Source organism: Stenotrophomonas sp. SMYL11, assembly GCF_036320005.1.
Classification (GTDB): domain Bacteria; phylum Pseudomonadota; class Gammaproteobacteria; order Xanthomonadales; family Xanthomonadaceae; genus Stenotrophomonas; species Stenotrophomonas maltophilia_A.
In genome coordinates, this window is record NZ_JAWIRS010000008.1 from 43,902 (window position 1) to 56,634 (window position 12,733).

Annotated in this window: 5 protein-coding genes; 1 reads left to right on the forward strand and 4 read right to left on the reverse strand. The window is 66.9% G+C overall.

Going from position 1 to position 12,733, the window contains the following annotated elements:
• Window positions 1-31: 31 nt before the first annotated feature.
• The 3 genes from V3B46_RS12645 to V3B46_RS12655 form a co-directional block, all read right to left on the reverse strand.
• A complete protein-coding gene (locus V3B46_RS12645) occupies window positions 32-3,721 on the reverse strand; it encodes a TonB-dependent receptor (protein ID WP_329892036.1) in 3,690 nt (1,229 codons plus the stop codon).
• The gene (locus V3B46_RS12650; protein ID WP_329892037.1) at window positions 3,718-9,786 is read right to left on the reverse strand and encodes a CshA/CshB family fibrillar adhesin-related protein; all 6,069 of its coding nucleotides are present in this window, start codon (window positions 9,784-9,786) and stop codon (window positions 3,718-3,720) included. Before V3B46_RS12650 ends, V3B46_RS12645 begins: the two co-directional genes overlap by 4 nt.
• A 474-nt stretch (window positions 9,787-10,260) precedes the next feature.
• A complete protein-coding gene (locus V3B46_RS12655) occupies window positions 10,261-10,827 on the reverse strand; it encodes a TetR/AcrR family transcriptional regulator (RefSeq protein ID WP_329892038.1) in 567 nt (188 codons plus the stop codon).
• Between the two features lie 171 nt (window positions 10,828-10,998).
• On the opposite strand from V3B46_RS12655, the gene V3B46_RS12660 reads away from it, so the two are divergent.
• Entirely contained in the window at window positions 10,999-11,829 is an 831-nt protein-coding gene (locus V3B46_RS12660) for a universal stress protein (RefSeq protein WP_329892039.1), read from the forward strand.
• Here the strand turns inward: V3B46_RS12660 and V3B46_RS12665 are convergent.
• Entirely contained in the window at window positions 11,777-12,670 is an 894-nt protein-coding gene (locus V3B46_RS12665) for a helix-turn-helix domain-containing protein (RefSeq protein ID WP_329892040.1), read from the reverse strand. The two genes, V3B46_RS12660 and V3B46_RS12665, sit on opposite strands and share 53 nt — an antisense overlap.
• Window positions 12,671-12,733 lie beyond the last annotated feature (63 nt).

The following is a 12,733-nucleotide window of genomic DNA, read 5'->3' on the forward strand; positions in this document are numbered from 1 at the left end:
GTAGCGCCGGGCCGTCGCTCGGCTGCTTTCATCAATAACGTCCCACCAGGTTCAGGTACCAGCCGCGGTGGGTGTAGTCGAACTTCGTCAGGTCATCGCTGAAGTCGGTGAAGTTATAGCCCACGCCGACGCGGAAATTACGGCCGATATCGCGGTCGACACCGGCCAACCATCCCTGCTTCGTGCCGCCGTCACGCACATCCAGCAGCCGGTACTCCAGCAGCCCATGCCACTGGTAGTAGAGGTCATAGCGCAGCTGCCCGGAGGCGAAGCTGGTAGCCGAATCGAACCACGGGCCGGTGCCACGCCCATAGCGCACCTCGCCTTCGCGGCGGGCGGCCTTGGCCGCCACTTCCCAGCGCTGATCGATGCGGTACACGCCCTCCAGCGACAGCACCTGGGTGCGCTGGTCATAGTCCACGCCGTTGACCTGGCCCATCGTCGACAGGTCGTACAGGTAGCTGTAGCGACCGAACAGCGCCCAGCGGTCGTTGTCCCACGGGCGGTAGGCGAAGCCCAGGTTGCCCTCGATGAAGCGCGCGCCGGCCACCGGGTTGATCGCATCATCGGTGTCGGCGTAGTTGAAGCGCGCCGCAATGCGCCAGCTGTCATTGAGGCGATGGCTGAGGCGGTTGGTGCTCACCCATTGCGTGCGCCGCTCGGCACCCGTATCGCGACGCCATTCCAGTTTGCTCTGCCACTCGGTGCCCGGCGAGGTGCGACCGCCGGACAGGCTCACCGCCTTGCGATCAACCTCGCCACTGCTGGCATCCAGCTTGCCGTTGCTCAGCGTGAAGCCCGCGTTCCAGCCCACCGCCGGATAGAAATCCATGCCGAAGGTGTGCGCCAGCCCGGACTCCTGCCCGGATTTCAGGAACTGGCTTTCGTTGAATACGTTGACCTGGTCGGACAGCCGCCAGCGCTGGCCCAGGGTCCATCCATCCTGCGCATTGGGGCTGAACAACGGGTCGTACTCGCTGCGGTCGGTCGACTGGGTAAACGCACCGTAGAAGCTGTGCTGAGGGGTCAGCCGGTACTCGGCATTGACCTGTGCGGCGGTCCCGCGATCACCATCACTGACTTCGGCGCCGACCGTGGACAGATTGGCGAACGTCCAGGTACCACCCGCCACCACCGCATCGTTGTCGGCATAACGGCCGTGGTCGTCGTCCACGGTCAACTGGCCCCCACCATATACATCCAGCGAGGTGCCGATGCGATGGGTGTAGCGTGCGGCCGCCAGCAGGCCGGCTACGTTGCCGCCACTGTCCCGGTTCTCCTGCACCCGGCGCAGTTCGGCGGACAGTCGATCGTTGTCGCCGATCCGCCATTCGGCGGTGGCCTGCGCCTGGATCAGCGACTGCGCGCCACGTCGTGCCTCGCTGTAGCGCGCGTACAGGCTGAAATCGTCGGTCACGTAACCGAGCAGTTCGGCGCCCTGCTCGCGCACGCGTTGGCCAGTGTCGAAGCGCCCGACCGAGTAACCTCCGTCCACCTGGCGCCACCAGGCACCGGCGCTCCAGTCGCGCTGGGTCCAACCCAGCTCGCGCAGGTTGATGCGGGCCTCGACCGCCGTCGCCTCACCTTGGCGCGGCCCCTCTGGATTGAGCCGGCTGAAGCTGAGTCCGCCGTTGTCGGAGAAGAACACCGGCGCACTGGTCGCCTCGCTGCGGCTGTGCTCCACCTTCAGGTAGGTACCGCGGCCCGCCTGCAGAGTCAGGTCTGCACCCTTCAGCGAGTAGTCCTGACCGGCGCGCTGTTCGTCCACATAGGTGGCGCCCACTGCTACGTGATCGCCGAACCAGTGCTTGCCGCGTACGCCGGCGGTGATGTCATCGCTGTCGAAGCCGGTCGGCACCCATTCGTAGTCCACGATCAGGCGCTGCTCGTAGCCGTCCAGCGGCACGTCGCGGCTGATCCGGCGCAGGTTCTCGCGGCTGACCTGGGCCAGCGGCCGGGTCAGCAGGATGCGGCCCTGCAGGGCATCGATCTCGTAATCGGCGCCACGCACCATCGGCACCCGCTGCTCGACACGGCCGGTGGTGCGGTCACGGATTTCCAGCACCACCTGGTCCGAACCACTGAGGATGCTGGCATGGCGCAGGTAGTACAAACTGCCGCCGGTACCGATGAACTCGCTGTGGCCCGGCGCCGTCTCCGCCTGCGACCCGAACAGGCGCAACTCGCTGCGTGCGTCACCCCAGGCATTGGCGCCGCGCGAGCGCCACGACAGCGCCGCACCGTACAGCGAGCGCACATACTGCGCGTACTCGGTGCCGGTCAGCCCGGTGTTGTAGTTGCCCCACAACGCCTGGTTCTTGTCCCAGTCCAGGCGTAGGTAGAAGCGGCCCATGCTGTCGACATCGCGCTGGGTCAGCGAATCATCGCCATAGGTCGGGTAATACAGGTCCGGGTCGAGGCTGCGGAACAGGTCGCGCGGATCGGCGGTGGTGAAGCCGGTGAACAGCTCGTCCAGTGGACGGTTCTGGGTGTCGGCCTGCGCGGTCAGCAGGTAGCGGCCACGCGTCTTGGCCTTCAGGTAGAAGGCCAGACGGCCATCGCTGAGCACGTCATCGTTGCGCTCGCCGCGGGCAAGATCCTGCCCTGCCCCGCTGGCCTTGTTCTGGTACACGGTGATGTCGGCCAGGCCGACACCGAACAGGTACCGGCCACTGACATCCACCTCCAGCGTGCGCGCGATGGCCGGCGCATCCGGCCGTTCAACGCGCACGTCGAAGGCATGATGGCCGATCGGCATCAGGTACTCGGCAGCGAACTTGCGGTCCTGGTCCAGCGGATAGCTGCCGCCGTTGATCTTCAGCGCTGCACCGAGCGGCAGGTCACGGCCACGCAGGCGGACCCGCGAGCCGTACACCGGGATGTTCTGCTGGCGCAGGCCGTTGCTGTCGAATACCTGCTGCAGCAGCGACAACGATGCCGCCTGACTGGCATCGACAGCGGTGCCCCGCCGATCCTCCAGTGCGTCACGCAACTGCTGGTTGCCACGCTCGAACTCCGCCGGGGTCACCAGCTGCATCGACTGCGCGGTGGTCTCATCCACATTGCCCTCGGCATCGAAGGCACGCAGCACATAGACCAGGCGGTCGCCTCGACGCAGCGGCGTCGAGGCCGGCAGCGTGCCATCCCAGCTGCCCTGCGCGACGGCGGCCACCGGCAGTTCGAACTGCGCCAGCGGTGCAACACGATCTGTGTCGCTGCCGCGATAGAGGCTAACTTCCAGGCGCTGGATGAAGGCGGTGTAGTTGCCGCGCACATAGAATTCGACCGGTCGCACGATGCGGCCTTCGTCGAAGGCGACCATGCCCGGCGCCGACACCGACAGTTCGGGCTGGCCCATGGCCGGGTCTTCGGTGGCCCAGATCGCGCCCCCTTCCGGCAGGCGGATCATGAACTCACCGCGCACGGTGGCCTTGCCCGGCTCATCGATCGCCACGCTGACCCGGCGATCCGGCTGCAGCGCCTGCGAGCTGGAACGCGTCGAGGTACCCTCGGTGACGGGTTCGTCATAGCTGCGCGAGCGCAGGCTGAACAACAGTTCGCCCTCGGCGTTGCACTGGTTGCCGTCACAACGGATCGGCGCCGGTTCGGCGGCGGGCGGCGCGGCCTGGGCGGCACCGGCCAGGCCGAGGAGCAGGGCCTGGTACAGGGCAGCGCGCGGCAGGCGGGCCGCACGGCGGGCGGCAGAGTGATGCGCGCTCATCGGCGGGCCTCCTGTTGGCGGGCGGCCGCGCGGGTGGCGGCGCTCTCCTCGTTGCGGACGCGCAGGCGCTGCTGCACGGCGGGGCCGAGCTGGCTGCGCAGCGCCTCGAACACGGCACTGGCCCGGCGCAGGCCCAGCGCCTGGTTATAGGCATGGCTGCCGCGCACATCGGTGTGCCCGACCAGGCTGACCTGGCCACCACCCATTTTCTCCAAGCGCGCGGCGATGGCCGCCAGCAGCGGCTTGAACTCCTCGCGCACGACCGCCTTGTCGGTGTCGAACAGTACGTTGCCCAGCAGCGCGCCAGCGGCATCGACACCGGCCAGTAGCGAGTGCGGATCCTGCACATCGGTACGCAGCTGAACGGTCAGGCCTGCGCGCGCACTCTCTGCCACTTCGCCCTGCAGTGCGTCGCGCACCACCGCCGCACGGGCGAAGGCCAGCGCCTGGCTTTCGCCATTGGCCGCGATCACCACGTCCCCGCCCTGGTAGCGGTCCACCACCTCGGCCATCTTCGCCAGTACGGAGCGATAGTTGGCACGCAGTTCGCTGCTACCCGGAGCGAACAGAACCTCGCCGAGGGCAAGCTCCATGCGTTCGGCCGCCGCCCGTGGCGACGGTGGCAGGCGCGCGCCGAAGCTAAAGCGGGTCGGCACGCCCTGGGTGACCCGTCGCAGCAGCGGATTCTCGGTGGTCAGCTCGGCGCCGGCCGGTATCGTGGCCGGGTCCAGCTTGATGATGAAGTTGCGCCCCAAGCGTGCATCACCGCCGTGGACATCGGCCAGGTGGTAGCGCCCGAACGGATCGGTCTCCACCAGCAGGCCTTCCACCGTGGCCAGGCGCACACCGGGGATGCCCTGCTCCTGGATGCCTTCGTTGCCGATCACGTAAGCCACTTCGTAGCCGTCGGCCACGCGTGCGACCTCACGGCGTACGGTCGGCGCGGCAGCGGTCAGGCCCTTGCCGGCGTCGCCACTGAGCTGCACGCTCGTGCCCCCCTGCGCATCCATCCGCAAGCGATGTCCCTGCGCGCTCTCCAGCACGAAGTCATCGCTGAAGGCCAGCTCGCGCAGGCGTTGGCGCAGCACCACCTGATGGGCCTCGACGGTGTCGGAAGTCGACGCGCGTCCGTGCACCACGCCGATCTGCACGCCGTGCAGCAGGGGCGCACTAGCATCGGCCAGCGGCTGCGGGCCGTCGCCCCGATCCAGCGTGGTCGAGCCGGCCACATAGGCCGAGGCCGCAAATCCGCCCTGTACACGCACACCGGTCAGCTCGGCACTGTCCTGCCAACCGTCGCCGTCGCGATCGTCGAACACGGTGCCGAACACCAGGCTGTCTTCCAGCAGCGGGTCGGCATCCATCGCCACCTCGGCGGTGGCCACGTTCGACACGGCGCTTCCGTCTTCCGCCGTCGCCACGGCCTGGTTCACATGGGTGCCGGCACGCACGCCGGCGCCCACCCGCAGCAGGTAGGTGATGGTGGCACTGCGACCGACCGCGATGTCCACCGCGCCGATGCGCAGCGGCGACTGGCTGCTGGCCAGCGCGAACGCACCGTCATCGTCGGCCACGCGCATCGAGCCATCCACGTAGCTGAAGCCCGGCGGCGGCGTGTCCACCACCACGCCATCGCGCCAGTGGCTGCCCCCCACGTTCTCCACCACCAGCTGGTAGCGCACCAGGTCGCCCACCTTCACCCGGCGCGGGCTGGCGGTCTTGGTGATGCGCAGCGAGAAATCAGAGATCACCTTGTGATGCGTTTCGCAGGTCGTGCACTCCGGGGGCGGCGAGCCATCCGGGTACTGCCCGCGTAGACGATTCAGCACCTGGGTCCGCGCTTCCTGGTTGACGATCGCCTGGTAGACATACTCGTGGCGACCAACCGGTGTACCGCTCGGCACCGTGCAGACGATGTCCGCGCCCTGCTGTGCACATCCGGCCGGCAGGCTTTCGATGCTCAACCCTGCATCAGGTGTATCGACCAGTTGCAGCGGCTGGCGCAGGGCAGCGCGCTCAACGGTGGCAACCAGGGTGTAGCGCAGGCGGTCGCCAGGGCGCACGTCGGTGCCGCTGGCCGGACCGGACTGCTTCTCCAGTACCACGCGCGGATCGGCCAACGCATGTTCGGTACTGCAGTCGCCGCTGCAGGTGGGCGTATCACCGCCACTGCCGAGCACCGCATTGCGCACGCTGCCGGCGGCCTGTGCATTGACCCGCGCGCGATAGCCCAACGTATAGGTGCCCGGTGCGGTCCCGCCCGGCAGCGTGCACACCAATGGATTGCTGCTGTTGCAGGTGAACGGACCGGGCTGGGTGACCGACTGCAGGTCCAGGCCGCGGCCCAGGGTATCGGTCAGGGTCACCAGATCCAGCGTCTGCGAATTCGCGACGGTCACCTCGACGCTGTAGTCCACCGCATCACCGATATCGACCGGCGCCACCGTGCTCGATTGCTTGCGGTAGGTCACCACCGCCGACAGCACTGGCGTGGTGGTGCCACAGTTGCTGGTACAGGTATTGGTGCCGGTGCCACTGCCCAGCACCGCGTTGCTGACGCTACCCTTGGCCTGCGCGTTCACCTTTGCGGTGTAATCCACCGTATAGGTCCCCGGCGTGGTACCGGCCGGCAGCGTGCACACCAGCGGATTGCTGGCGTTGCAGCTGAAGCCGTGGCTGGCGGTGACCGCACCGAAATCGAGACCCGGGCCCATGGTGTCGGTCAGGGTGAATACGGACGTGGTACGCGAACGGCTGACCACGGCGGTGAGCGTGTAGGCGATGCTGTCACCCACTTTCACCGCACCTGCAGCGGCCGAGGTCTTGCGGTAATCGATCTCGCTGCCTGCCACCGGCGTGGTGGTATCGCAGTTGGCCGTGCACGACGGATTGTCGCCACCACTGCCCAGCACCGCGTTGGTGACCTGGCCGCTGGCCTGCGTATTCACTACGGCGGTGTAGGACAGGCTGTAGCTCCCCGGCACGGTACCGACCGGCAGCGTGCACACCAGCGGATTGGCGGCATTGCAGCTGTATGCGCCTGTGCTGGTCACGGCACCGAAGTCCAGACCCGTGCCCAGGGTATCGGTCAGGGTCACCACATCGGTGGTGCGCGAGTTGGTCACCACCGTGGTCAGTGTGTAGGTCAGGCGATCACCCACGGCGACCGGGCCGGTGCTGTTCACCGACTTGGCGTAGCTCACGCCCGGCGTTGCCACCGGCGTGGTGGTGTCGCAGTTCACGCTGCACGACGGCGTGTCGGTACCGCTGCCGAGCACGGCATTGCGCACGCTGCCGCTGGCCTGCGCGTTGACGGTCGCGCCGTAGGTGAGGCTGTAGGTACCGGGCACGGTGCCCGCCGGCAGTGTGCAGACCAATGGATTGGCGGCATTGCAGGTGAAGGCTCCCGCACTGCTCACGCCCGCGAAGTCGAGGCCGTTGCCGAGGGTATCGGTGAGGGTGAGCACACCCGTCGTGCGTGCACGGGTCACGGTCACGCTCAGGGTGTAGTCGATGCGGTCACCGACCCGCACCGGGCCACCGGTGGACGCCTGCTTGGCGTACACCACCTGCGGACTGGCCATCGGCGTGGTGGTATCGCAGCTGCCCACGCAGGACGGGTTGTCGGTGCCGCTCGGCACCACCGCGTTGCGCACCTGGCCGCTGGCCTGCGCGTTGACGATGCCGGTATAGGAAAACGCGTAGCTGCCCGGCACGCTGCCGGCCGGCAGCGTGCACACCAGCGGGTTGCCCGGCACGCAGCTGAAACCGCCGGCGTTGGTCAGGCTGCCGAAGTCCAGGCCGGTGCCCAGCGTATCGGTCAGGGTGGTCACCGCCGTGGTACGGGCATCAGCCACCAACACGGTGACGGTGTAGGCGACGCTGTCGCCCACCGCCACCGGACCGGTCGTACTGCTGGCCTTGGAGACCGAGATCTTCGGTGCCGCCACCGGGGTGGTGGTGGTGCAGTTGCTGCTGCAGGTCGGCGTATCGGTGCCGGTGCCGACCACGGTGTTGACCACCTGGCCGCTGGCCTGCGCGTTGACGGTAGCGGTGTAGCTCAGGCTGTAGGTGCCCGGCACCGTACCGGCCGGCAGCGTGCACACCAACGGATTGGCCGCATTGCAGGTGAACGAGCCGGCATTGCTGACACTGCCGAAATCCAGGCCCGTGCCCAGCGTGTCGGTCAGGGTCAACACATCGCGGGTATTGCCATCGGCCACGGTGACGTCGACGGTGTAGCTCACCGTCGCACCCACCGCGACCGGGCCAGCGGTGTTGGAACGCTTGGCATAGCTGACGCGCGTCACCGGCACGGTCACGTCACTGCGCGTGCAGTGGTCGGCGTCGGTGCAGCTGCTGCCCGGCGTTGGCGGCGTACCGTTGTTGAACGGATCGTGGCCACCGCCCACACTGGCGTGGTTGGTCAGTACACCGGTCGCCGCCACAGTGACCGTCACCGGCAGGGTGAACGCCGACGTGGATCCTGCGCTGCCGGCTGCCGCGAGAACCTGGTTGCTGGTGCAGGTGACATCCTGGCCGCTGGCCGTGCAACTCCAGTTGCCGCTCACATGCACGCCCGCCCAGTTCGCGACGATGCCGGCAGGCAGCTGGTCGCGCACGGTGATCACGCCCGCAGGCACGTTCGGCGGATTGCCGGTCGGCACGTCGCTGGTGTTGCTCACCGTCAGCGTGTACTGGGTTCCGGCCTGGCCGTAGTTCCAGATGCCGCCGGTGGCATTGTTGCTCTTCACCACCTTCAGCGATGGCGCGGTGATGGTGATCCGGTGATCTTCCACCTCGCCGTCGTCGGCCACGCCGGTCGGGTTCTGGATCTGTGCCGCGTTGGTGGCATAGCGCAGGCGCACATAGCTGGTGCCAGCACTCACCGTGTTCGGGACACTCCAGCTGAGGTTGGCCTGCCCGCCGCTGCACGCCGCGATAGTGCTGCGCTCATTGGCATCGAAGCTGCCATTGCGGTTGAAGTCGATCCAGCCGGCCACGCTGCCACTGCCCACGCAAGCCACCGCCTGGTTGATCTGCGTGCCGGCCTGCATCACGGTCAAGCGGTAGCTGGTCGGCCATGCATCTTCTTCGCGGCTGCCAGCAACGGGCGAGTTATCGTCACCCAGCGCATCCAGGCTGTAGCTGCTGCGCTGTTCGGTATCCGGACCAAGGCTGCCAAGGAAATCGGTCAACGGCGGTGCCAGGCCACCCGGTGTGTACGCAGCGGTGTTGATGTTGAAGTTGCTGCTGCCCTGCGGAATGCCGTCGGAACGGAACTGCAGATCGTCCACCACATGCATGGCGTCGCCATAACTGGCCGGCGCATCGCCGAAGTCGGCGTACGGCACCAACAGGCCGATGGCGATGGCGGTGGTCCCGCTGCCGCGCATCGAGAAGCCCATGTTCACTGCCAGATCGCCCGGCGCGTGCGCGGCGTTGTCGAAATTGAGGAAGGTGACCGCCGCGGTGTTGTCGTCGTTGCCGGGACCGAAGCGGATGACCTGGTTGGCACCGCTGGTGGACTTGTTGACCAGGTACGGCGTGGAATTGGCCAGGTTCTTGCGGACCTCGACCACGTTCCAGGTGCCCTGCGCACTGGCCTCAACAAACTCGCCACTGTTGTTGATCGACTCGGCGTCGGCCATCACCACGCCACGCAGGCGATAAGGCGCCGCCCCCACGGTCGAGGTGCAGGTGATGCTGAAGCTGGATGTACCACCGGCACGCGCAATGCCGGCAATCAGCTGGTTGCTGCTGCCGGTACCGCCGATGTTGTACAGATCGTCGAGGCTGTCACCGCCAAAATTACCGGGACGATAGCTGCGCAGCACGTTGGTCTCGGCCGTGTTCAACCGACAGTCGACGCGCAGGTTGATGCCCGATGCGATGGGCAGGTCGATCGATGACGTCGCACCATCGTTGAGTACGACGTTGTTCACTCCGTTGGCACCGCCGCCCCAGGTCAACCACAACACCGTGTTGCGATACGGGCTGCTGCCGCCGGTCGCATACGCGGCCGCCCACGCCAGCGAGGGTGCGCCCATCAGGAGCAGCAGCATCAGGCCAAGTACCATCCAGCGGCATGGCTGCGGGCACTGCTGGGTTTTCTTGGGATGAACGCATCCACCGCCCGCGCGAATGCGCGACGTCGTCGACTGCCACATGGTGATTTCCCCGGTCGGCCCGCGTGGGAGCCGCTGTTCAGTGGGTCGCCTGGGACGAGCTCATCAGCCTGGCGACGCGCGTCGCACGTTCTGCCGGCTCCATGGCCACTACAACCGTCCCTGGACCCGTTGGTCAGGTATGAAGTTCAGCGACTACGATACCGCACTGCAGCAAAAGTGTGATGAACATCTCATTTAGGTTTGCCGATCCCGGCGTTATTCGACGAGCACAGTTGTAGCAACCCGGAAGTGCGACACCGTGCACGATTCCGGCAGCGCGAACGCCCTTTCCGGCAAGACGTCACGCGAATTCGGCGCAGGGTGCAGTGCAGGCCCGGATCCGCGCAGAATGCGCTGCGGGCATCGCGATCAGGATTTCATCGCACCGTGCTGAAACGACGCCAGCAGCGTGGAGGCCGCCATGGCCGGGGCCAGCCGACCGCGTGCGAGTGACCAGGTGATGCCGTAGAAGCAGGTCCAGTAGAAATCGGCCAGCCACACCGCGCTGAACTCGACGTTGAACACGCCGGCCTTCTGGCCGCGCAGGAAGAACGCCTCGAAACGCTCGCCGATCGGCGCCCAGCGCTCTGGCAGCAGATGCAGGTCACCCTGGCGCTGCTGCTCTTCCATCATCCGCGCGAACAGCAACGTCACCAGTTCCCAATCCGCCAGCAGTGTGGCGGTGACCTGCTCCAGCACGTGGCGCGCATCACCGCCCTCATCGAACCAGACCGCCGCCGCTTCCACGCGCTCGAAGCCGGCCGCGAACAGTGCCTCGTCGATCGCCTCCCGGGTGGGCGCAAACCGGTACAGAGTCGCGCGGCTGATACCGGCCCCGCGCGCGAGTTCGCTGAGGGTGCAGCGTGGATGGCTGACCAGGGTGGCCGCCAGCGCGTGGGGCAGGTCGCGGCGGGTGCGTGCTGCAGCAGGTCGCATGAAAGCGCTGAGGTGTGGGTTCGCCCCCACGCTAGCATGAATCATCAATTAATAAACTGAATCATGGGTGATTCATCCGAATCACCATTGCGCTAAAACGGGTATGCGTCCGGTGCACCCGGGTCGGTGCGCGACAGGGAACGCGTCACAGGCATCGAAGGAGACAACGCCATGCTGCATCCACTACGCGATATCGCTGTGCTGTTCGACGCCAGCGACATCGGGGACCGCGTTCTCAACATCGCCGCCCATCTGGCGCAGGCACAGCAGGCCCATCTGGTCGCGGTCTCCACCGCCCAGCATCCCACCGACATCGCCAACGGCTTTGCGCGCGGTGCCGGCATCGCCGCCGCACTCGACCACGAGGCGCGCGCGGATGCCGCCTGCACCGCGCAGCTGATGCAGAACCTGCGTGCCGTGTCCGAGCCACTGCAGATCAGCACCGAACTGCGCATCGTCTCGGACTATCTGGGCGGCGCCGACCTGGCCCTGCAGTCGCTGTACTGCGACCTGATCATCGCTGGCTATCCGCGTACTGCCGGCGCCCCTTCTGGCTGGCACCCGCTGGGAACGCTGCGCCAGACCGGCGTGCCGATGCTGCTGGTACCACCACATTGGCAAGGCGACCAGGTCGGCCATCGCATCGTGGTGGCCTGGAATGCCAGCAAGCAGGCACGTCGTGCGGTAGCCGATGCGTTGCCGCTGCTCGCACGTGCGAAAGCGGTGCACCTGCTGATGGTCGACACGCCCAAGGCCGAGGCCACACCTGGCGCCGAGATGGCCCAGCACCTGGCGCGGCACGGCGTCGAAGTAGAGATTCAGGCGATCAGTTCAAGCCAGGGCGGCGTTGCCGCGACCATCCGCCAGCACGTGCTCGATGCCGACGCCGACCTGCTGGTGCTGGGCCCCTACAGCCGCAGCCGGGTGGTCGAGCGTGTGCTCGGCGGGGTCACCGAGGATCTGCTGGCCGAAGTACCGGCGCCTTTGTTCGTGTCGCACTAGTACCGCCCTGCCCTGCCCGGCGATAGCCGGTCAGCGACTGCCCGGTGTGCCGCCGGAAGTAGCGGCACAGGTAGGATGCATCCTCGAAGCACAGTCGCTCGGCGATGCGACCGATCGGCAATTCGCTGTAGGTCAGCAGCGCCTTGATTTCCAGCACCACCTGGCGATCAATCAACGCCTTTGGCGTTTCGTCGAAGCACTCGCGGGTCAGCTGCGAAAGATAGAACGGGGTGATGCACAGCGCGTCGGCATAGGACTGCACGTCGCGCTGGCGCGTGCTGCGCTCACCGACCAGTTCCCAGAAATTCCAGGCCAAGCGCTCGCGTCGGCTGACCTGCGCCACGGCCACACTGCGCGCCGGCAACAGCGTTGCGAATTTGAGGAAGAACGTCTGCAGCAGGTTGCGCAGCATCACGTGACGATAGCGGCCGCCATTGTGCTGCGCATCCATCAACTGCTGCAGCCAGCCCTGCAGCAGCGGCACGTCCAGCGGCGACGGCACGCAGTGGGGCTGATCGTGCAGGAACTTGAACAGTGCATTGGGAAGCACATAGGCCACCTCCGATGCCAGCGCCTTGGGCATCAGGCAGACCACCGCCAGAAAGCCGCGTGAGCGCTGCCGCAGCAGCGCCAGCGTGTCCTCTGCCAGCACCAGCACATCGTGCCGCTGCACCGCTACCTCGCGGAAGTTCAGTGCAAAGCGTGCGCGCCCCGATACGCATACCAGCAGCGCCAGATAAGCGTGGCCGAACGACAACGGGACGCCTTGCCCTTCGGCCAGCGTACTGACCTCCAGGCGCATGGATTCGTCCTGGTCCAGGAGCTGGGGTACGCGGTCCATCGGCCGATCCGGCTGTATTCCGGGCCCCAGCATACCCGGGCTCGACCACCCGTTGTGAAAAGT

Excerpts from the sequence above, each read along its gene's own strand:
- V3B46_RS12645 (WP_329892036.1), bottom strand. The coding sequence starts at position 3,721 with ATGAGCGCGCATCACTCTGCCGCCCGCCGTGCGGCCCGCCTGCCGCGC.
- V3B46_RS12650 (WP_329892037.1), bottom strand. The coding sequence starts at position 9,786 with ATGCTGCTGCTCCTGATGGGCGCACCCTCGCTGGCGTGGGCGGCCGCG.
- V3B46_RS12655 (WP_329892038.1), bottom strand. The coding sequence starts at position 10,827 with ATGCGACCTGCTGCAGCACGCACCCGCCGCGACCTGCCCCACGCGCTG.
- V3B46_RS12660 (WP_329892039.1), top strand. The coding sequence starts at position 10,999 with ATGCTGCATCCACTACGCGATATCGCTGTGCTGTTCGACGCCAGCGAC.
- V3B46_RS12665 (WP_329892040.1), bottom strand. The coding sequence starts at position 12,670 with ATGGACCGCGTACCCCAGCTCCTGGACCAGGACGAATCCATGCGCCTG.